General features: G+C 71.4%; 17 protein-coding genes and 1 pseudogene. 9 read left to right on the forward strand and 9 right to left on the reverse strand.

Features of this window, described 5'->3' with window-relative positions:
* Nucleotides 1-44: 44 nt before the first annotated feature.
* Complete coding sequence (locus tag ACFYY6_RS15730) at nucleotides 45-2,573, reverse strand: Pls/PosA family non-ribosomal peptide synthetase (RefSeq protein ID WP_389193562.1); 2,529 nt, start codon at nucleotides 2,571-2,573, stop codon at nucleotides 45-47.
* A 206-nt stretch (nucleotides 2,574-2,779) separates the two neighbouring features.
* Nucleotides 2,780-3,082, reverse strand: a complete 303-nt coding sequence (locus tag ACFYY6_RS15735; RefSeq protein ID WP_388649122.1) for a hypothetical protein — start codon at nucleotides 3,080-3,082, stop codon at nucleotides 2,780-2,782.
* Between the two features lie 530 nt (nucleotides 3,083-3,612).
* On the opposite strand from ACFYY6_RS15735, the gene ACFYY6_RS15740 reads away from it, so the two are divergent.
* From ACFYY6_RS15740 to ACFYY6_RS15755, 4 genes are all read left to right on the forward strand, one after another.
* On the forward strand, nucleotides 3,613-3,984 hold the full coding sequence (locus ACFYY6_RS15740) for a transposase (RefSeq protein ID WP_388649125.1): 372 nt from the start codon (nucleotides 3,613-3,615) through the stop codon (nucleotides 3,982-3,984).
* Between the two features lie 115 nt (nucleotides 3,985-4,099).
* The gene (gene panD / locus ACFYY6_RS15745; RefSeq protein ID WP_386607482.1) at nucleotides 4,100-4,531 is read left to right on the forward strand and encodes an aspartate 1-decarboxylase; all 432 of its coding nucleotides are present in this window, start codon (nucleotides 4,100-4,102) and stop codon (nucleotides 4,529-4,531) included.
* Nucleotides 4,532-4,558: 27 nt separating this feature from the next.
* A complete protein-coding gene (locus ACFYY6_RS15750) occupies nucleotides 4,559-4,924 on the forward strand; it encodes a GNAT family N-acetyltransferase (protein WP_351523132.1) in 366 nt (121 codons plus the stop codon).
* A gap of 67 nt (nucleotides 4,925-4,991) precedes the next feature.
* Complete coding sequence (locus tag ACFYY6_RS15755) at nucleotides 4,992-5,621, forward strand: arylsulfatase (protein WP_351523130.1); 630 nt, start codon at nucleotides 4,992-4,994, stop codon at nucleotides 5,619-5,621.
* 503 nt (nucleotides 5,622-6,124) lie between these two features.
* Here ACFYY6_RS15755 and ACFYY6_RS15760 read toward each other — a convergent pair.
* From ACFYY6_RS15760 to gndA, 3 genes are all read right to left on the reverse strand, one after another.
* Nucleotides 6,125-6,922 carry a family 1 encapsulin nanocompartment shell protein gene (locus ACFYY6_RS15760; protein WP_351525045.1) on the reverse strand — a complete coding sequence of 266 codons (798 nt, stop codon included), beginning with the start codon at nucleotides 6,920-6,922 and terminating at the stop codon, nucleotides 6,125-6,127.
* Nucleotides 6,922-7,995, reverse strand: a complete 1,074-nt coding sequence (locus ACFYY6_RS15765) for a Dyp-type peroxidase (RefSeq protein WP_389193566.1) — start codon at nucleotides 7,993-7,995, stop codon at nucleotides 6,922-6,924. The genes ACFYY6_RS15760 and ACFYY6_RS15765 overlap by 1 nt, the downstream gene beginning before the upstream one ends.
* A 308-nt stretch (nucleotides 7,996-8,303) precedes the next feature.
* Nucleotides 8,304-9,746 carry an NADP-dependent phosphogluconate dehydrogenase gene (gene gndA / locus ACFYY6_RS15770; RefSeq protein WP_351525043.1) on the reverse strand — a complete coding sequence of 481 codons (1,443 nt, stop codon included), beginning with the start codon at nucleotides 9,744-9,746 and terminating at the stop codon, nucleotides 8,304-8,306.
* Nucleotides 9,747-9,912: 166 nt separating this feature from the next.
* On the opposite strand from gndA, the pseudogene ACFYY6_RS15775 reads away from it, so the two are divergent.
* Together ACFYY6_RS15775 and ACFYY6_RS15780 are read left to right on the forward strand one after the other, a co-directional pair.
* A pseudogene (locus ACFYY6_RS15775) lies at nucleotides 9,913-10,451 on the forward strand (TetR/AcrR family transcriptional regulator); the annotation flags it as partial.
* A 348-nt stretch (nucleotides 10,452-10,799) separates the two neighbouring features.
* Nucleotides 10,800-12,290: a transglycosylase family protein gene (locus ACFYY6_RS15780; RefSeq protein ID WP_389193569.1), complete on the forward strand. Its 1,491-nt coding sequence runs from the start codon at nucleotides 10,800-10,802 to the stop codon at nucleotides 12,288-12,290.
* Here ACFYY6_RS15780 and ACFYY6_RS15785 read toward each other — a convergent pair.
* Nucleotides 12,260-13,180, reverse strand: a complete 921-nt coding sequence (locus tag ACFYY6_RS15785; protein ID WP_389193572.1) for a DMT family transporter — start codon at nucleotides 13,178-13,180, stop codon at nucleotides 12,260-12,262. The genes ACFYY6_RS15780 and ACFYY6_RS15785 overlap by 31 nt on opposite strands.
* 226 nt (nucleotides 13,181-13,406) lie before the next feature.
* Here ACFYY6_RS15785 and ACFYY6_RS15790 point away from each other — a divergent pair, with 226 nt between their 5' ends.
* Nucleotides 13,407-14,090, forward strand: a complete 684-nt coding sequence (locus ACFYY6_RS15790; RefSeq protein WP_351525040.1) for a (2Fe-2S)-binding protein — start codon at nucleotides 13,407-13,409, stop codon at nucleotides 14,088-14,090.
* Nucleotides 14,091-14,262: 172 nt separating this feature from the next.
* On the opposite strand, the gene ACFYY6_RS15795 is transcribed toward ACFYY6_RS15790, so the two are convergent.
* On the reverse strand, nucleotides 14,263-14,733 hold the full coding sequence (locus ACFYY6_RS15795; protein WP_351631711.1) for an ATP-binding protein: 471 nt from the start codon (nucleotides 14,731-14,733) through the stop codon (nucleotides 14,263-14,265).
* A gap of 565 nt (nucleotides 14,734-15,298) precedes the next feature.
* Between ACFYY6_RS15795 and ACFYY6_RS15800 the strand changes: the two genes are divergently transcribed.
* On the forward strand, nucleotides 15,299-16,783 hold the full coding sequence (locus tag ACFYY6_RS15800; protein WP_351525038.1) for an SDR family NAD(P)-dependent oxidoreductase: 1,485 nt from the start codon (nucleotides 15,299-15,301) through the stop codon (nucleotides 16,781-16,783).
* Between the two features lie 368 nt (nucleotides 16,784-17,151).
* Entirely contained in the window at nucleotides 17,152-17,328 is a 177-nt protein-coding gene (locus ACFYY6_RS15805; RefSeq protein WP_199883084.1) for a hypothetical protein, read from the forward strand.
* A gap of 79 nt (nucleotides 17,329-17,407) precedes the next feature.
* Here ACFYY6_RS15805 and ACFYY6_RS15810 read toward each other — a convergent pair whose 3' ends face one another.
* Nucleotides 17,408-18,862 carry a lipase maturation factor family protein gene (locus ACFYY6_RS15810; RefSeq protein WP_351525037.1) on the reverse strand — a complete coding sequence of 485 codons (1,455 nt, stop codon included), beginning with the start codon at nucleotides 18,860-18,862 and terminating at the stop codon, nucleotides 17,408-17,410.
* Nucleotides 18,863-18,967: 105 nt separating this feature from the next.
* Entirely contained in the window at nucleotides 18,968-19,492 is a 525-nt protein-coding gene (locus ACFYY6_RS15815) for a DUF1990 family protein (RefSeq protein WP_389193575.1), read from the reverse strand.
* Nucleotides 19,493-19,665: the final 173 nt, after the last annotated feature.

Below are 19,665 nucleotides of genomic sequence, written 5' to 3' on the forward strand. Positions count from 1 at the left end.
CGCCTTCGTCACCGTGCTGTTCAGCGCCGACAAGGGGGGAGCCGCTATCCCGTCCGCGTCAGTGCCTCGGGCTGATGAGGGGCGTCTCGCATCTCCGTGGCGGGGTTTCCTCCCCAGCGTGCGTGCTGCGGGACCTCCTCGCCCTTCATGAGGAAGGAGTCGGGTGCGAGCACCGCGCCCGTGCCCATCGTCACGCCGTAATGGACGTGGGCTCCCACGCCGATGGTGCAACCGGCGCCGAGGGTGCTGCGATCGGATTTGAAGGTGCCGTCCTCCTGCGAGTGGCACTGGATCTTGCTTCCCGCATTGAGCGTGCAGTCGTTCCCGATGGTGGTGAGCGTCCGCTCCGTCACGTAGCAGCCGTCATCGAAGACCCTGCTGCCGATCCGAACCCCCAGCATCCGCCAGATCACGTTCTTGAAAGGGGTGCCGTTGAAGATGTCGAGGTAGTTGTCGGGCACCTTCCAGAGGCGCTCGTGCCACCAGAAGTAGGGGTCGTAGATGGAGCACACCTGCGGTTGCAGCGCGCGGAATGCCGCGATGCCGCGCTCCACCAGTACGAAGTAGACAGCGGTGAAGCCGAGGCTGAGCACCAGGAACGCGGCGATCAGCACATGCCCGTAGGAGTCGTACAGCTCGGCGCTCGCCAGGCCGAGCATCGTGAGCGCGAAGAAGTGCAGCCACCGCACGAGCAGGAAGAAGATCATCGAGCGGATGTTGTAGTGGTTCTTCGCAGCGAGGTTGCGGCGCAACGTGTCGCCGGCGCGCAGATGGTCGAACCGGGAATCGCGCTCGACCGACCGGGGAATCTCGAAGCACGGCGAACCGAGCAGGCCCACCCCCTCGCGCACCTCGCCTTCGAGCGGAACCATCACCTTCGTCGCGAGGAGACAGTTCTCACCCGTCCTGGCCCCCGAGGGAAAGGCGATGTTGTTCCCGAGGAAGTTGTGTGACCCGATCGAGGCCCGGGACACCCGGAAGGACGTGCTCGAATAGTCGGCGTTGATGATGGAGAGCCCGTCGGCGACCATCGTTCCGCTTCCGACCGAGCACAGGAACGGGGTCTCGTGCTGCACCTCCGTGCCGAAGTTCGACCCCGTCTGCTCGACCCGGGACAAGTCGTATCCGATGCCGCGCAAGTAGTGGACGATGTAGGAGCTGTCACCCAACAGCCATGCGAAGAACTTGATGTTCGTCATCCGCCCGATCGCCCGGTGCGCCGAGTAGTGAAACCCGTACAGCGGATAGATCTTGTCCGGCTTGACGACGAGGTTGATCAGGCGCGGAACGGTGAACATCACGGCCAGGCCCACGACGACGAAGCCGAAGAACAGCAGCAGGGAAAGGACCAGCGCGTCGACGCAGAGGTTCAGTGAGGTGAGCTCCACCGTGCCCGGGCTCAGCCGGTTGCGCAGCGCCGGGACCAGGGTCACCAGCATGTACGCGCCCCCGACGGACAGTGGCACGTAGAGGAGCAACAGCTGGAGCACGGTGATGAGGCCGAAGCCGGCCCGGCGCAGCGTGCCGCATGGGGCCGGCCCGATCCTCAGGTAGTCGTGCTGCGTGAGCTGTGCCGGGGAGCCGTGCCAGTGCTGACCGTCCGGGACCGCCTGGCCGCTGTACAGCGTGGAGGTGTGCCCGAGTTGGGCCCCGTCGCCCATCGACGTGTCGATGTCGAGCACGGTCTTCTCGCCGATGAACACGTCCCGGCCGAGCGTGACCCGGCCAGTCTGGATACGCCCGGCGTGTGCCCGGTAGCAGAGGAAGAACGAGTCTTTGCGGATCACGGTGCCGGCGCCGACCGTGAGGAGGTCCGTGCACACCGGAACGCTGCGGGAGAGGATCGTGACCCCTTTGCCGATCCGTGCGCCCAGCGCCCGCAGGTACAGCACGTACAGGGGATTGCCGACGAAGAAGATCATCGGGTTGGCGTTGATCAGCACTTTGACGGTCCAGAAGCGCAGATAGGTCAGACCCCAGACCGGGAAATTTCGTGCTTTCCACCGGCCGATGAGGAGCCATTTGGCTGCGATGGGGAAGGTGCACAGACCGATGAAGCCGATGCCTCCGAAGACGAACGACCGCAGGTAGAGATCGATCACGCCCGACCCGGCGGAGACCCATGTATAGCCTCGGCCGGCAACAAGTCCGGCGAGGAAGGAGTACCCCAGGAAGAGCAGGAACTGCAGGGTTCCGCAGAGGGCGTACCGCGCCGTGCCGACCGGCGTCACCACCTCGGACGGCGTCGGGACCGACGGCTCGGCGGGGGCGTGATCCGCGAGCCCCGTCGCCAGACTGCGGATCGTCGGGTGCCGGTAGATGTCCTTCATCGACGCCGAGGGAAGGTCCGCTCGCTTCCTGACTTGTGCGCAGAAATGAGCCATCACCAATGAGTTGGCGCCGAGGTCGTCGAAGAAATGACTGTCGATCGACACCCGTTCGACGCACATGACGTCGGCCAGCACCTCGGCGAGGTCTTTCTCGATGCCGGTCTCCGGACTGGTGAACCTGCTTGTACCGATTGCGGATTCATCAGGGCCGGGCGTCAAGACATCGAGGGATTTCTCCTCCATGCGAGCTCCTTGAGGAACTTTCGAGCGCCGTCGCCATTACGGTGGGCGCTCCGTACTCGCGCTTTTCGATGGCTGGAGCGAGTGGTCCGGGAATCACGAGGTCGGGGTCTGCTGTCCGATCCCGAACCGCTGCCTCAGTCTTAGCTGTCCACCGGCGGGCTGCCACTCGAACTCGGTCGCATTGGCCCAGCAGTGGCCCTCCCGGTTCACTCCTCGCCCAGGGTCCTGCCCGGCGGGACGGCGACGAGTCGCGCGTGCGTCTCGCCGTGCTGCATGCGAGTGGTCCGTTCCCGATCCGGGAGGAGTCGCGCCGGGGTGCGGGGCGGTGGCGGTACCCCGGCCGTGCCGGTGCCCGAGGCGGAGACCGCCGTGACCTGGGTCGGGGATATCTGGGTGATGCTGGTCGTCGGTCTACTGCCGAATGTCACCTTGGTCGTGGAGGCAGGTTCGTTCCCGTGATGGTCACCAAGGTTCCACCGCCGGTGGGACCCTGGTCGGGGAAGAGGCATCTACGACGCTCCTTGTTCTCCGATGGAACATACCGGGACCGGTGGAACGCGCCCGGCCCGAGCGTTCGGCTTCCGCAGGAAAGGTCGGTTGTCGACGACGTCAAGTGACGCCGGGAGGTAGCACGCAGTTGTTGGCACTGCCGAGATTCCGGGGAAGCGGGCACATTAGGCCGCGGCTCGGGCCCCGGCTGCCGGAACTTCTTCTCGGACACGGAGAAGAACCGGCAAGCGCTGTCTGTTCTCAACTTCCTCGGCTGGGGATGGGCAGCCCGCCCGTTCGCCATTTCAGTGACCCACAGGGGGATTTGAGCGGCAAGGCTCATAACCTCGTATCACTCGAAGGTAGTAGTTGCCCGTCTTGTACGAGCGGACTTCACGCTCGGGCGGCTTGGTACCGCCGGATGGCCGTGGGCCTGCACCGTCTCGATGTGGATTCAAGCCGAACGGGCTGGTCACGTCCGGCCGGGGCCGATGCGGCTGCTGCGCCACGCCCGCCCGCACGCGGATGCCGTCCGTGACGACATCCGCATTTGCCCGTCGAACACCTGGGCACCGAGGCAGGCGTCCAGCGGCAGTACACCGGCACCGCGGGACGCATCGAGAACGCCCGGGTCGGCGTGTTCCTCGCCCACGCCACCAGCCGGGGACGGGCACTGATCGATGACCGGCTCGACCTGCCCGAGCACTCCTGGCGCACCGGTCCCGAGCGCCGCCAGGCGGCCGGGACACCCGGGACGGCGCGGTTCGCGACCGAGCCCCGTCCGGCCCGGGAGACGATCGCCGCCGCGCCGGATGCCTTGCGATGCACCGCATCCGACACCGCGCGCCGATCCGCCAGGGATGGCGGGACAGCCCTTGGGCGCTCCGGGAAGCGGCTCGTCCCACGCCCCTCGTATTCCTGATGTGCCGCCAGGTGAGTCAGCATCCGATCTTCGAGTCCGACACGTGCCAGTGTAAGGTGAACAGCGCCCCTGACCTGCAGAAAGCTGGCAGGGAGCCGTATTCCAGGAGTCCAAAATGCTGCGTACTCTGTTCAAGTCCAAGATCCACCGGGCCACCGTGACCCACGCCGACCTCCACTACGTCGGGTCCGTCACCGTCGACGCCGATCTGATGGAGGCGGCCGACCTGCTGCCCGGCGAGTTGGTGCACATCGTCGACATCGACAACGGCGCCCGGCTGGAGACGTACGTCATCGAGGGCGAGCGCGGCTCCGGCGTCATCGGCGTCAACGGTGCCGCCGCGCATCTCGTACACCCCGGCGACCTGGTCATTCTCATCAGCTACGCGCAGGTCGACGACGTCGAGGCGCGTACGCTGACGCCGCGCGTCGTGCACGTGGACGCGGACAACCGTATCGTCGGGCTCGGTGCCGACGCCTCCGAGCCCGTACCGGACGCCGCCACCGAGCGGAGTCCGTACGCCGTTCCCGTGGGGCGCCGGTCGTAACCGTTCCATCAACGAGGAGCACCCACCGTGGCAGAAGAGACCGGCCGGACCGAGGTCGACATCGAGATCCGTGACGACCGCGCGGGTGGCAACCTGCTCGCGTACGAGAACGACGAGGCCGCCGGAGTCATCGCGTACTTCGTGATGGAGGGCGAGCCCGCCGCGCTCGTCGCCGTGCACACCGTCGTCGAGCCCGGCCACGAGGGCAAGGGCATCGGGGGCGCCCTCGTCCGGGAGTTCTACGCCATGGCCGACAGGGAAGGGGTTCCCGTCGTCCCGCTCTGCCCGTACGCGGCGAAGTGGGCGCTGCGCCACCCCGATCTGGCCCCCGTGCCCCCGGCCGAACTCGTGGAGCGGGCGAAGGAGCAGCTCGAGTCGCACCCCGAGCTGTAGCGCGGGCCGTCGGTCACCGGCCCGTGACGGTTGCCGCCCGGCTCCCGCGGGCCGTACCGTTCGGCCGGTGACGCTCGCGCTTCTGCACACCTCCCCGGTCCACGTCCCGGTCTTCGACGCGCTCCGCGACGCGGACCATCCCGGACTCGTCCTGCGGCATCTCGTGGACGAGGACCTGCTGCGCCGGGCCGGGGAGCGCGGGCCCGGCGCGGTCTCGGCCGAGATACGGGAACGGCTCGCGGACGTCGCCGGCGAGGGCGCCACGGCCGTGCTCTGCACCTGTTCGACGATCGGCGGGGTGGCGGAGTCGACGGCGGCGGAGGTCGGTGTCCCGGTGCTGCGGGTCGACCGGCCGATGGCGGCGGCCGCCGTACGGCACGAGCGGGTGGTGGTGCTCGCCGCGCTGGCCGCCACGCTGGCGCCGACCGTCGCGCTGCTCGCCGAGGAGGCGGGGGAGCGGTCCGTCGACGTGCGTCCGGTCCTGGTGGAGGGGGCCTGGGAGCGCTTCGCGGCCGGTGACCGTGACGGCTTCCTGGACCTCGTCGCGGCAGCGGCCGACGCGGTGACGGCCGCCGATGTGATCGTGCTGGCACAGGCTTCCACGGCCGACGCCGCCGAACGCGTGAGCACCCCGGTCCCGGTGCTGTCCAGCCCTCGATCCGGCCTGGCCGCGGCGGCGGCGGCCGTCGCGCGCTGATCCGTCGGTGTCCGGGCGGCGGCGGAGCCGTGGCAGCCGTCGACCGGACGGATCATTCGGAACCCGTACGCCTGGGCTCACCGGGCGCGGGTGGCCGCTCCGGGGGACGGTGGAAGGAGATCCACCACGAAGCGCTCGGAGATCCGCGATGACCAACCCGTACCCCGACCCCGTGCCACCGGCGCCCACCCCCGGGCCGATGCCCGAGCCGCCGCCGATGCCGCAGCCACCACCGGTACCGCCCGGACCCGTACCGCCCGGTCCGGCACCCGACCCCATTCCGCAGCCACCCGCTCCGAACCCCGAGCCCGTGCCGGAGCCGGAGCCGTCGCCGCACCCGCCCGGCTGATATCCGCCGGACGCGGCGCGGGGGGCGCGCACCGGTCCGTGCGGCCGGTGCGCGCTCGTCGTGTGCCGGGTCCGCGCGGCCCGCTCGCGCGGGGGCGCGCCGGCCGGTGTCCTCGGCCCGGCTGCCCCGGGCGACGCGGTCGCGGGACGGCACGTCAGGCGATGATCGGGACCACGGCCTCCGGAGTGAGCATCCGGAACACGAACGATTGGTGGAAGTAGAGGTGGATGCCGTTCGCGTCGTGGTTCTGGTAGCCGATCGACAGGTCCTGGCCCAGGCGCAGTTCGAAGTCGCCGCCCCGGGTCGACAGCAGCACACCGCCCTTGACGGCGGGCGCCCACAGGATCTGGTCGTCGAGCAGCCGGGCCAGATGGGTGGCCACCGGGTACCCGTGGTCGGAGGTCTCGGTCGCCTCGGTGAAGGCGTCGGCGCCGAGCAGCAGCCGGTACGGCCCGTCGACACCGGCCAGGCGCAGCTGGGTCAGTGCCTGGCTCACGGTGGCCGGATAGTCGCGAGCATCGGCCGGCAGGGCCAGCGGCGGGTGCGAGGAGCCGTCCCGGAGTCCGGTGACGCCCGCCGAAGCGTATCCGTCGATGATCGTCATGTCCTCGGCGAACGCGCAGGTGCGGGCCGCGTCCTTGACGGGCTGCCAGTCGCTGTCGTCGGAACCGCGCTCGACGTCGTCCACGGCCGCCCGGGTCACGGTGAAGGGCACCCGCCACTCGATCACGGGCATCGAGGTACGGGCCCGCGCGATCACATCGGGCGTCGGCGGGTCGATGTCGCGCAGATGACCGTCGCCGACGGCCGCCAGCTCCGGCCCGGCCGGCGCGGTGACGTCGACGACGCGGCGCCCCGCCACATGGCGCCTGAAGGTGCGCCGGGCCTCTTCCTCGATCTGGGCCCAGGCGGCTTCGGTGACGGGGGCGAGTTCGCGGTGGAGATTGTTCATCACTGGGCGCTTTCGTGCAGGCTGCCGATGTGCAGCGATCCGTCGTCCGGCCGGATCGCGGCCGGGTCCTGCGCCGGCACGGGCACCGGTTCGGACGGGGTCCCCGCCGCGGCCGCGGCGGGCGACGGCGGCGGATCGGCGAAGAACCCGGCGCCGGGGGCGTAGAACAGCGTGCCGGTGACCGCCGTCGAGAAGTCGAGGATGCGGTCGTGCGTACCGGGCGGATCGCCCAGGAACATGTTGCGGAGCATCCGCTCGGTCACGTCCGGGTCGGCGGCGTAACCGATGAAGTACGTGCCGAACTCGCCCTGCCCGAAGCTGCCGAACGGCATGTTGGCGCGGAGGATCTCGCGGGCGGTGCCGTCCGGATCGGTGATCGTGTTGAGGGCGACATGGGAGTCGCCGGGCTTGATGTCGTCGGGGAGCTCGACATCGGTGAACTTGGTACGGCCGATGACGCGTTCCTGTTCCTCGGTGCTCAGTCCGTTCCAGGCCGCGAGGTCGTGCACGTACTTCTGCACGACGACGTAACTTCCGCCGGCGAAGTCGGGATCCTCGGCGCCGACCAGGGCCGCCGACCGGGCGTCCGCGCCGACGGGGTTCTCGGTGCCGTCGACGAAGCCGAGCAGATCCCGGTGGTCGAAGTAGCGGAACCCCTGCGTCTCGTCCACCACGCGCACCGCGGTGCCGAGCCGGTCGAGCAGCTGGGCCGCCCATTCGTAGCACACGTCCATGCGCTCGGCCCGGACGTGGAACAGCAGATCCCCGGGGGTGGACGGGGCATGGTGCCGGGTGCCGCGCAGTTCCCGGAACGGATGCAGACCGGCGGGGCGCGGCCCCGCGAACAGCCGGTCCCACACATCGGAACCGAAACCGGTGACGGTGGCCAGACCGGCGTCCGGGAACCGGAACCCGATGGAGCGGGCGATCGCCGACAGGTCCGGCAGCACCTCGCGCACGACGCTCTCACCACCGGGTTCGACCGTGGCGACCAGGATCAGCGCGGCGCTGGTCAGTGGCGCGACCACGGGCTGGGCGGCGACGGGTTCGGATTCCGGCGGGGCGTCGGGCATACGGGGGCTCCAGGAGGGGCGGTGGGCGCGGCTTCGGGCACGCGGACGTGCACACGCACGGCTTCGAGGGCGTATGCGCGGAGGCGTCCGCTGCCACTTACCCACACTTTCGCCACCCCCGCATCTCGGGAGCGCCCGGACGAGCGGCGCCGGTCCGGGCCCGCCGCGCCCGCGGGTCCCGCGGGTCCCGCGGGTCCCGCCATGCCCCTGCTCCGCCGTCCGCGGGTCCCGCCGTGATGCCGCGCCGCCGTGGTGCCGTGACGTCGCGCCACCGGGCTGTTGCGCGGATCCGTCGCGGGGCATCCCGGTCAGCCTGCTACGACCTCCGAACGGTCCCCGCCCCAGAGCGTGTGGAACGAGCCCGGGCGGTCCGCGCGCCGGTACGTGTGCGCGCCGAAGAAGTCGCGCTGCCCCTGCGTCAGCGCGGCGGGCAGCCGGTCCGCGCGGAGCCCGTCGTAGTACGCGAGCGCGGCGGCGAACCCGGGGGTCGGCACGCCCTGCCGGGCCGCCTCGGCGACGACCACGCGCCAGTCGTCCTGCGCCGCGCCGATCTCCTGGGCGAACCGCTCGTCGGAGAGCAGGCTCAGCAGCTCGGGGCGGGCGTCGTACGCCGCTCGGATCCGGTCCAGGAACGCTGCCCGGATGATGCACCCGGCCCGCCAGATGCCCGCCACCGCACCGAGATCGATGTCCCAGTCGTAGGTCTCGCCGCCCACCCTGATCTGGTGGAAGCCCTGCGTGTACGAGACGATCTTGGACGCGTACAACGCCTGTTCCACGCGGTCGGCGAAGGCTGCGGCCGCGGCCTCGTCGAGCGGTGCGGCGGACGGCCCGCTCAGGTCCTTCGCCGCCTCGCGCAGATCCGTGTGGCCCGACAGCGAGCGGGCGAAGACGGCCTCCGCGATACCGGAGACCGGGACCCCGAGGTCGAGCGCGATCTGCACCGTCCAGCGGCCGGTGCCCTTCTGCTCCGCCCGGTCCTGCACGATGTCGACGAACGGCTTCCCGGTGACCGCGTCGGTGTGGGCGAGGACCTCCGCCGTGATCTCGATCAGATAGGAGTCCAGACGGCCGGTGTTCCAGCGGCGGAAGGTCTCGGCGATCCGCTCCGGGGAGTAACCGGCCACCTGGCGCAGCAGGTCGTACGCCTCCGCGATCAGCTGCATGTCGGCGTACTCGATGCCGTTGTGGACCATCTTCACGAAGTGCCCGGCGCCGTCCGGGCCGATGTGAGTGGTGCACGGTGCGCCGTCCTTCGCCTTGGCGGCGATGCTCTCCAGCATCGGCCCCAGCGACTCGTAGGACCGAGCGGAACCGCCGGGCATGATGCTCGGCCCGTGCAGCGCGCCCTCCTCGCCGCCGGAGATGCCCACGCCCACGAAGTGGATGCCCCGCCCGCGCAGTTGCCTCTCCCGGCGGCGGGTGTCCTCGAAGTGCGCGTTGCCGCCGTCGATGATGACGTCGCCCTCTTCGAGGAGCGGGGCGAACTCCTGGATGACGGCGTCCGTCGGATCACCCGCCTTCACCATGATGAACACCCGGCGCGGACGTTCCAGCGCCGCGACGAACTCCTGCGGCGTGCGCGCGGCCACGAAGGAACCCTCGTTCCCGAACTCCTCGACCAGGGCATCCGTCTTCGATGTCGTCCGGTTGTGCACGGCGACCTGGAAGCCGTTGCGGGCGAAGTTGCGAGCGAGGTTGCGGCCCATGACCGCCAGCCCCGTGACGCCGATCTGTGCGGTACCGCTCATCAGTGTGTGCTCCGCAATCCGTGTCGGGAACCGGGTTCTCCAGTATGGGCGGGGAGCGGCGGGAGGGCCTGTTCTGTGTGGGCCGTCCGGGGATTCCCATGTGCATTGGGCAACTGCCCTGAGGCAGGCATGCATGGACTGCATGGTGCTCCGGTGGGGGTGGCGGATGGTGCGCGCGGGTCTCACGACCGAACGTGTGGTGGAGACGGCGGATCCGGCGGACTCCGTCGGCTTCGACCAGGTCACGATCTCCGCGCCGGCCCGAGGTTTCGGGGTGAGGGACGCCGGCCCGTACTCCCATGTCCGAAACCTCCACGACCTGCGGACCGAGGTGGTCCTGTTCGCCGCGGGGGAGTTCATCGACCGCGTCGAGGCAGCGGTCGCGGGCAGGGCGGGCAAAGACGCCCTGATCGCGTTCGCCGACGCCTACCGGTCCTTCGTGCCGGAGCGGCCCGGGCGGTACGAGGCGACGCGGATGCGGATCGCCCCGGCCGTCGCGGCCGGACCTCGGGTACCGGCGGACGTCGAGACCATCGGCCCGATGCTGCGCGCCTACGGGCTGACCGAGCCCGGTCTCGCGGACGCGGCACGGCTGTTGCGCAGCACCCTGCACGGCCACTGCGCCTCGGAGGTGAACGGGGGGTTCGGCGCGCCCGTGCCATGCGCACGTCCTGGGACCGGGCCGTAGAAGCGCTGCACTTCCTGCCGGAGCAAGGTCGAAGCGGTGGCAGATGTGGCCGCCCCGGCCGGGGCCGAAGCCGGAGGTCTGCCCGGAGGCCGACGTCTCTTGACGGGGCGTGTCTTCGGTGCCACAACTCCGTTTCGGCCAGCAGCTGTTGGATCCGAATCGGATGCCGGACGCAGCCGTCGGCCCTCGCGCTCCCGCATCGGGTACGAGGGTCGAGGAGGGCCCGGGAACGGGGTCCGGCCGACCGGAGGCGCGGCCAACCCGCCGTGAAGATCGGGTCGTTCCGGGTGCTCTTGTCATCTTGCTTTGTCTGCACATAAGTTGGCGCTTGCGACGTGTCCTACTGCCAGTGGGGGAGCCACATCATGGCCGCGAACGGACGGCACCGCAGATATCGGCCCAGCCGGCTGAACCGTGCCTCGCTCACCGTCACCGCCGGTGGTGCCGGCCTGGCGCTACCGCTCATCGCGGCCGCCCCGGCGGGCGCCGCGTCGCCGGACGTCTGGGAGAAGGTCGCCGCCTGCGAGTCCACCGGCGACTGGCACATCAACAGCGGCAACGGCTACTTCGGCGGTCTGCAGTTCTCCCGGTCGACCTGGGCGGCCTACGGCGGCACGGTCTACGCCCCGCGGGCGGACCTGGCAACCAGGAACGAGCAGATCGCCGTCGCCGAGAAGGTGCTCGAAGGACAGGGGCCCGGTGCCTGGCCGCGCTGTTCGACGCAGGCCGGGCTGGCCAAGGGCGGGAAGTCTCCCGACATCGCCCCGCAGTCGGAGCGCACCAGCCATGTCAGGAGCGGCGATGAGCGGCCCTCCGGGCGGTCGTCGAAGGAGAAGACCGCGGCGAAGCGGTCCTCCGCCCCCGTGACGCCGACCACCGTGCCCGGCAAGCACGAGTCGTACACCGTGGCCCGAGGCGATTCGCTCTCCGCGATCGCGCAGAGCGAGCGACTGGCGGGCGGCTGGCAGCGTCTCTACGCGGCGAACCGCGAGGTGGTGGGCGACGATCCGGATCTCATCTTCCCCGGACAGCGTCTGAACCTCGAAACGGCCCGGGCATCGAAAACGCGCTCCGCCGCGAGCCCGGCACCGGCGGCGCGAGCGAAGAAGGCGGAGACGAAGCCGTCGGCCGAGTCGCACCCGAGGACGGAGCCGCAGCGCCAGGAGGCCAGGCCCCATGACGGGGCCGCGAAGCCCGACACCCGGCCCGCGAAGTCCCAGGTCCAGGCGGCGAAGTCCCAGGGCGGGGCCGCCGTCTCGCCGCACCGGCGGGCCACGGATCCGCAGGACCGTGCCGCAGCGGCCCCGAGTCCGGCCACCGAGCCCCGGCGCCAGGCCGTGGAGCGGCACGAGACGGCGAAGCCCCCGCACCCGGCCGCGAAACCGAAAGCGAAGCCGAAGACGCCCTCGACGAGGGGCACCGAGGCCCGCCACCCGGCGCGGTCCGAGACGCGCCAGGGCCTCGTCGCGCCCGTGGGGGCGGGCGTCGGCACGCCGTACCACCGGGCCGGCGCCTGGGCCAGCGGCTTCCACACGGGTGTCGACTTCCCCGTCCCGACCGGTACATCGGTGAAGGCGATCGGCTCCGGCACCGTCGTCTCGGCCGGCTGGGCGGGTGCGTACGGGTACCAGATCGTCATCCGGCACGCCGACGGCAAGTACAGCCAGTACGCGCATCTGTCCGCGCTCCACGTACGGGAGGGGCGGCACGTCTCGGCGGGGCAGCGGATCGCGCGCTCGGGTTCGACCGGCAACGTCACCGGGCCGCACCTGCACTTCGAGATCCGCACCGGCCCCGGCTACGGATCGGACGTGGACCCGCTGGCCTACCTCAGGGCGGGCGGGGCCAGCGTCTGACGGCCCCGCGTCCGGCGGCTCCGGACCGGGCGTCCGCGCCCTCCGCGCGCCGCCGCCGGACCCTCCGTGCCCGGCCGCTCCACCGTGAGCAGCGCGATGCCGCCCGCGGCGATCGCGCCGCAGGCGGACGCGAGCACGATGCCCGTCGTGCCGTGCAGGAACCGCTCGTCGAACATGGTGATGCCGACCAGCGCGGCCGTCACCGGGTTCACCACCGTCACCGTGGCCAGCGGCGCGGTCAGCCCGGCTCCCCGGTACGCGGTCTGGGAGAGCAGCAGCCCCGCCCCGGCGAAGGCCGCGATCGCCGCCAGCGACGGCACGCCGGCCGCCACCGCGCCCGAACTCCACCGCACCGCCACCTCCTTCGTGAACACCGACGCCATGCCGAACGCGATGCCCGCGCCGACCGCGAGGACCACGCCGCGCGTCACCGGCCGGGGCACCGCCCCGGAGACGAGGAGGAGCGCCGCGAGCGCTCCGAGCGTCACCATCACGAGCCCCAGACGGTCCGGTCCGTCCAGCGTGTGCGCCCCGCCGTCCCCGGTGAGGGCGAGCAGACCCGCCAGGCCGACGGTCGCCAGGACCGCCCCGCGCCGGGCCGCTGCGCCAGGCCGACGGCGTACGAACACCGCGGCCATCGGCAGGGCGAAGACGATGGTGAGCGCCCCGAGCGGCTGGACGAGGCTGAGCGGACCGTAGGCCAGCGCCACCACGTGGAGCACCGCTCCCGTCCCGTTCAGCGTCACGGCGCCCCACCAGACGCGATCGCGCGCGAGCGCGAGCGCCCGGCCGTCCCCGGCCGCGGCCACGTGCTCCTGGAGGATCGCCCCGGCCGCGTAGGCGACCGCCGAGATCAGCGACAGGAGCACGGACAGCGCGAGGAAACTCATGTGCACCACCCTGTCGTCTCGAAGCCGCCGCGTCGTCGTACCTGAGTCGGCGATCACGTGTACTGCCTTGGTTGTACGGCGCACGGCCCGGTGTCCCTCTCGCGTCGACGGTCCACCCCGCGCGGGACCCCGGGGCGTCGTTCCCGAGAGGTACGGTGAACGCGGTCATGGTCGACGCCGGTCGTACGGCGCCACCGGCGGCGACGGAGAAGTGGGGGAGGACGGCGTGACGGACGAGTCGGCCGCGGCCTCGTTGGGCGGGTTCTTCGCCCTGCGCGCCACCGCGCCGCCCGAGGGCGCGCACCGGCCGCTGGCACTGCTGTACGCGGGCGAGACGGCACCGCTGTCCTCCCGCATCGACCTGGTCGCGGCGCGGCACCGGACGCACGAGCGCAGAGTCGCCGCCTCCATCGCGCAGTTGGGGCTCGCGGCGCGGCTCTGGTCGATCGCGCTCGGCCCGGCGGCGCTGACCGGGCGCTTCCCGGATCTGTCGCCCGACGCCCTGCGCTGGGACCCCCGGGCGAGCAGCCCCGACGACCTGTGGCTGAGCACCGCCGAAACGCTGCCCGGTACGGCCGAGCGGATACGGGAGGTGGTCCAGTACGGTCATCTCGTGCCGCTGGCCGAGGCGATCCACCGGGACGGCCCGCTGGCGGACCGGTTGTTGTGGGGCAACGCCGGATCGGCCCTGGCGGGTGCGCTGAGCCAGCTCGTCGACTGGGCGCGCGCGAACCACCGCCCCGATGTGGCCGCGAGGGCCCGCGCGCTGACCGCCGAGCTCTTCGACCACCCGGATCTGCGGAACACCGGCGCTCCGCACGACACGGCGTTCCGGCGCCGCAGTTGCTGCCTCTACTACCGCTGCCCGGCCGGAGGGCTGTGCGGTGACTGCGTCTTCAAACGCACCTGACACGCCTGACAAGGTCTGACATAGACAGGGTCTGACATATCTGACACGCCCGACGCGCTCGGCGCGACCGGTACGCCTGACAGGGTCTGGCACGTGTGGGACGGACCGGGGCGGGCCGACCCGGCCGGGGGGCGTGGTCGTGGGGCGGGCGGCGTCCCGCCCGCCCCACAGCTCAGCTGCTCAGTTCGAACTCGGCGCGGATGCGCTTGCCGACCGGCACGCGCTCGGCGGTCAGCCGGTCGCACAGCGCCACGACGATCTCCATGCCATGGCCTCCCGGGCGCGCCGGATCGGGCGAGAAGAACAAGGGAAGCGCCGTGCTGCTGTCGTACACCGTGACGCTGACGCGCTCCGCCGTTCCCTCCAGCTCCAGCAGATACGGTCCCTGCGAGTAGCGGTCCGCGTTGGTGACCAGCTCGCTCACGGCCAGCATCAGATCGCCGCGGGTGCGCTCGCCGAACACCGCGAGCCACTCGGCGGCCAGCCGGGCCAGGAAGCGGTCGGCCAGGGCACGGGCCCGCGCGATGCAGCCCGGCTCGCCGTCGAACACCTCGGCGCTGTGCAGAACCTCGGTGGGGCCGTGGTCGGCGGGACGGTCCGGGCGGGGACGGTCGGCCGGCCGTGCGGTGACCTGTTCGTTCATGTGCTCCAGCCAGGCGACGCAGGGGTGTTCGGTGTCGGCTTCTCGACGTTCGCCTACCCGCGACGAACGGTCTCACTCCGGGGAGCCGCCGCCCGCGTTCGCGGGCCCGGCGTGCTCCCCGACGGCGTGGAACTCCTCGACGGAGTGACGGGCGTACGGCTTTCGCGGCCGTGGTCACCGAGCGTGGCCCCGGCCGCACCGGAGGGAAGCATATGTGACCCGTCCATGCCGGAATCATGGGGGCGGAGCTGGGAGGGTGCGGCGATGGAACGGGCGCGCACCCGGACGGAACGGGGCCTCGGAGGGAGGCGGAGCGGGATCGGGACGGGACCGGGACGGAACGGGGCGCCATGGGGCCCGCACGGTACCCGGGGCCGGGGGAGCGGGACGCCGGACGGGCGGGCCGCTGGGGACGGCGCGGCAGGCCGCCGTGCCCCGGCCCTCGCGCGCGGGTCACGCGAACGGAGCAGCATCCGGTGCATGGCAGACTTGACCGGGGCGTTCCGCCCGGCAGGAGCAGGTGCGGCGGTCTCCGCCACGAGCGACGAGTGACAGAGGAATGGCAGTGACGGTGACAGAGGACGGTCCGGAGCTCGTTTCCGGTACGGAGGAGTTCGGTCCCGGCATCGATCCGGAGCGGCTGGCCGTCTGCCTGAGCGTGCTGGAAGAACTCGACGGCATCGAGATCGATCACCCCGACGCCATCGCCGTACGCCGCGCCACGGCCGGGATCTACCGGACCGTCAAGCAGCGCCGCCGTCAGGAGCGCCGCGCCGCGAAGACCGCCCACGACAAGGCCGTCACCGAGGCGACCGCGACCGGTTCGGCCGACCGGATCGACGACGAGACCAACGGCGTCCTGCCGTCGTCCTCCACGGCGTCCGAGATCGCCGGCATCCTTCAGCGCCCGCGGTCCTGCTACATCTGCAAGACCCGGTACGTGGAGGTCGACGCGTTCTACCACCAGCTGTGCCAGCCGTGCGCCAGGGAGAACCGGGCGCGCCGCGACGCGCGCACCGACCTGACCGGGCGTCGCGCGCTCCTCACCGGCGGCCGCGCGAAGATCGGTATGTACATCGCGCTCCGACTGCTGCGCGACGGCGCGCACACCACCATCACCACCCGCTTCCCCAACGACGCCATCCGCCGCTTCAAGGCGATGCCGGACAGCGACGAGTGGATCCACCGGCTGAAGATCGTGGGCATAGACCTGCGCGACCCCGCCCAGGTCGTCGCGCTCGCCGACTCCGTCGCCGCCGAGGGCCCGTTGGACATCCTGATCAACAACGCGGCGCAGACCGTACGCCGTTCGGCCAACGCGTACAGCGAACTGGTCGGCGCGGAGTCGGCCCCGCTCCCCGCGGGCGAGCTGCCCGCCGCCGAGGTCATCGGAGCCTTCGGCAGCGGCTCCGTCGACCGTGTGGCGGCCCTCCCGGCCGCCCGCCAGGAGGGTCTGAGCGCGCAGGACGTCACCGAACTAGCTCTGGTCAGCGGATCCGCCTCGCTGGAGCGGATCGCCGCGGGCCGGGCGATCGACGCGGGCGGTCTGGTGCCCGACCTGCACGACACCAACAGCTGGATCCAGACGGTCGACGAGGTCGAACCGATCGAGCTGCTGGAGGTCCAGCTCTGCAACTCCACCGCGCCGTTCATCCTCATCAGCCGGCTCCGGCCGGCCATGGCGGCGACCGCGGCCAAGCGCGCCTACGTGGTCAACGTCTCCGCCATGGAGGGCGTCTTCAGCCGCGGCTACAAGGGAGCGGGCCACCCGCACACCAACATGGCCAAGGCCGCGCTGAACATGCTCACCCGCACCAGCGCCCAGGAGATGTTCCAGAGGGACGGCATCCTGATGACCGCCGTCGACACCGGCTGGATCACCGACGAGCGTCCGCACCCCGACAAGATCCGCCTCGCGGAGGAGGGCTTCCACGCCCCGCTCGACCTGGTCGACGGCGCCGCCCGCGTCTACGACCCGATCGTGCGCGGCGAGGCGGGCGAGGACCTGTACGGCTGCTTCCTCAAGGACTACGCGCCCGCCAACTGGTAGCCGCCGGGAATTGATCACGCCCGTCGTCCGGTGATCGGCGGGCGCTCGGGGCCACGGACCCGGCCGGGAGCATCCTCCTGGCCGGGTTTTGCCGTATGGAGTGGCCAAAAGTGACCTATGGCACACGTTCCATCGAGCGGGATCATGCTCATTTGGTTACTCTGATGCGAACGGATGTCATCGGGGAGTTCACAAAATCCTCCCCGACCGTCCAGGGACAGGCTCGTCAACCGAGTCGCCGTCCCGCCCCGCATACGGCGCCACCGCGACCGAACGTTCTTTTCCCTGCCCCTCACGGGTGGTCGACTCCCGGAATGAGGCCGGGAAGTCGGCGGCGCCCCGGGTTACGCGACACGAAGGAGTGCGCGGTGACGACACCAGAGCTGACGAAGCAAGAGAAGCCACCGGCCGAACGGTACGGAGAGCGGGCGCGGCGGCCCGAGAAGCTCCGGAACATCGAGGTCTGGGCCAGGTCCGCGCCGATCAGACTGGCCGGCTACGAGGACGACCTCGCCGAGCCGCACATCCTGCCCGGCATCGACTGACCGCTCCGCGCCGGGGCCCCGGGGCCGGCCTCCGACCGCGGGGACGGCCCCGGAGCCCCGGCACGTGCCCTGGGCGCCCTCAGAGCCGCCCGTCCGGCCGGAACCCCCCAGTCCGGCCGCGCAGGGAGGGCGCGAGCGCGACGGGCGGCATGAAGTCCCGTACAAAGGTCCGGTGCCACCATCGCCCGGTGGCCCACAGCTCGCGCCAGGTCGTGTACCGGTAGCGGTACAGCCGGGCGCGGACATGGGTGGGCGGGGCGTCCGGGAACGGGTTGTGGCGCAGGAGCCGCAGGGTGTCCCGGTCGTTCTCCAGCAGCCGCTCCACGAACGGGCCGAACCAGGGGCCCGCGTAGGCGGGGGAGAGCGCCGCGAACCACATCAGCCAGTCGAGCCGCAGATGGTACGGGGCGAATTGCCGGGGCAGCCGATGCGGGTCGCCCGGCTTGCCGCGGAACCCGTACTCCCGCCAGACCGTGCCCTCGTGGAGCACCTCCTCGTCCGTGCCCTCGACCACGACCTCCAGCCGTACCCGGCTGATGCTGCCGAACGCGCCGTAGGTGTTGACCAGATGCAGCGGGTCGAACGAGCGGTTCATCACCTGGCGCCGGGAGACCAGATTGCGCGCCGGACGGTAGCTGAGGAACAGCACCAGCGCGGTGACGGCGATGACGACGATCTCGTACCAGAGCGGCGGCGCGGACTGCGTCGGCGGCTCGGCGAACAGGGACCAGTCGACGGCGGGCAGGGCCAGCGTGATCGTCAGCCAGTTCAGCCAGGCGAAGTTCCCCGAGACCACCAGCCACAGCTGGGTGACGATCATCAGCCCCGCGGCGGCGCTCGCCACCGGCTGCGGAGTGAAGAGGAACACCGGCACGAGGAGTTGGGTCACATGGTTCGCCGCCACCTCGATCCGGTGCACCGGCTTCGGCAACCGGTGGAAGAACCAGCTCAGCGGCCCCGGCATCGGCTGCGTCTCATGGTGGTAGTACAGGCACGTCAGCCTGCGCCAGCACTCGTCGCCCCGGATCTTGATCAGCCCGGCGCCGAACTCCACCCGGAACAGCACCCAGCGCAGCAGCCACAGCACCAGTACCGGCGGAGCCGTGTGCGCGTTGCCGAGGAACACGGCGAGGAAGCCGGTCTCCAGCAGCAGCGATTCCCAGCCGAAGCCGTACCAGGTCTGGCCGACCTGGACGATCGACAGGTACAGCGCCCACGGCAGCGCCCAGAGCGCCATCGCGGCCCAGAGCGGGACGTACGAGTCCGCGCCCGCGAGCAGGGCGACGGCGAGGGCACAGCCCGTCCAGGCGACGCACGCGAAGAAGCGGTCGGAATAGTGGAGCCGGAACAGACCGGGCGCGTCGCGCCAGTCCGTGCGCCGAAGGAAGTCCGGCACGGGCAGCATGCCGCGTTCACCGATCAGCGCCCGGAACTGGAGCGCGGCGGCGAGGAAGGCGAACAGGTAGACCCCGGCCAGGGCCCGCTGGAAGATCAGCCGGCTGAGCCAGTACCCGTCCGCGGTGAACCACTGCATCACCTCCAGTATCGGCTCGGCGGGGCGCCCCGGCCCTTCAACCCGGCGCGCCCCGTCCGCTCGGACTGCCCGTCCCGTCCTCCTGGACGGACCCGTCCCGACCCCTCAGCCCCGCGCGTCCCGGCCCTCGGCGACGAGGCGGCCCAGCGCGAGGCCGAGCCGACGGGCGTACCACCGCTGGACGACCGGCACCAGTGGCCCGGCGAGGCGGCTGTACCACGCGGCCGGGCGGCTGAACGCCATGACGGTGAACCACACCGACCCGTCGTCCGCCAGGTCCACCACGAAGCACTCCTCGCCGCACTCCGGGTGCCCGGCCTCCGTTCCGTAGCCGAAACCGACGCGCTCGCGCTCGTACGCCGTCCAGACGACGCGGCAGGGTGCGGTGAACCGGAACGGGCCGACGCCCAGGGACACCCGGACACCGGCCCCCGGCTCGGCGCGGGCGGCCGAGGCGCTGATCCGGGCCCCGCTGCGGCGATGCATGCCCCAGCCGGTGACCGCCGCGCCCGCCGCCTCGAAATCGGCCCGGCCGCGACCGACGCGGGCTCGGTGGTGGAGGTGGTGGTACCCGTGGGGGAGCGGACCGAGGCGGGTGGCGCCGACCTCGGGGTAGGTGAGCGTGCTCATGCGGGCCTGCCTTCGTGGGGTACGGATCCGGACCAGCAGATTTGAACGCGTTCAAGACTGCTCGGCGTGACTCTACGATCCCTCTTGAACGTGTTCAAGAGGGATCGTAGAGTCACGCCGAGGCGCGGGGGCGGGGCCGGGGGCGGGGGGGCGCCGGGCGGGGGGGGGGGCCC

It is taken from the genome of Streptomyces sp. NPDC001750 (genome assembly GCF_042892615.1).
In the GTDB taxonomy this organism is placed as follows: Bacteria; Actinomycetota; Actinomycetes; order Streptomycetales; family Streptomycetaceae; genus Streptomyces.

What these genes read in the sequence shown, in the direction of transcription:
- ACFYY6_RS15730 (WP_389193562.1), bottom strand. Translation starts at nt 2,573, where the DNA reads ATGGAGGAGAAATCCCTCGATGTCTTGACGCCCGGCCCTGATGAATCC.
- ACFYY6_RS15735 (WP_388649122.1), bottom strand. Translation starts at nt 3,082, where the DNA reads ATGCCTCTTCCCCGACCAGGGTCCCACCGGCGGTGGAACCTTGGTGAC.
- panD (WP_386607482.1), top strand. Translation starts at nt 4,100, where the DNA reads ATGCTGCGTACTCTGTTCAAGTCCAAGATCCACCGGGCCACCGTGACC.
- ACFYY6_RS15760 (WP_351525045.1), bottom strand. Translation starts at nt 6,922, where the DNA reads ATGAACAATCTCCACCGCGAACTCGCCCCCGTCACCGAAGCCGCCTGG.
- ACFYY6_RS15765 (WP_389193566.1), bottom strand. Translation starts at nt 7,995, where the DNA reads ATGCCCGACGCCCCGCCGGAATCCGAACCCGTCGCCGCCCAGCCCGTG.
- gndA (WP_351525043.1), bottom strand. Translation starts at nt 9,746, where the DNA reads ATGAGCGGTACCGCACAGATCGGCGTCACGGGGCTGGCGGTCATGGGC.
- ACFYY6_RS15780 (WP_389193569.1), top strand. Translation starts at nt 10,800, where the DNA reads ATGGCCGCGAACGGACGGCACCGCAGATATCGGCCCAGCCGGCTGAAC.
- ACFYY6_RS15785 (WP_389193572.1), bottom strand. Translation starts at nt 13,180, where the DNA reads ATGAGTTTCCTCGCGCTGTCCGTGCTCCTGTCGCTGATCTCGGCGGTC.
- ACFYY6_RS15795 (WP_351631711.1), bottom strand. Translation starts at nt 14,733, where the DNA reads ATGAACGAACAGGTCACCGCACGGCCGGCCGACCGTCCCCGCCCGGAC.
- ACFYY6_RS15810 (WP_351525037.1), bottom strand. Translation starts at nt 18,862, where the DNA reads ATGCAGTGGTTCACCGCGGACGGGTACTGGCTCAGCCGGCTGATCTTC.
- ACFYY6_RS15815 (WP_389193575.1), bottom strand. Translation starts at nt 19,492, where the DNA reads ATGAGCACGCTCACCTACCCCGAGGTCGGCGCCACCCGCCTCGGTCCG.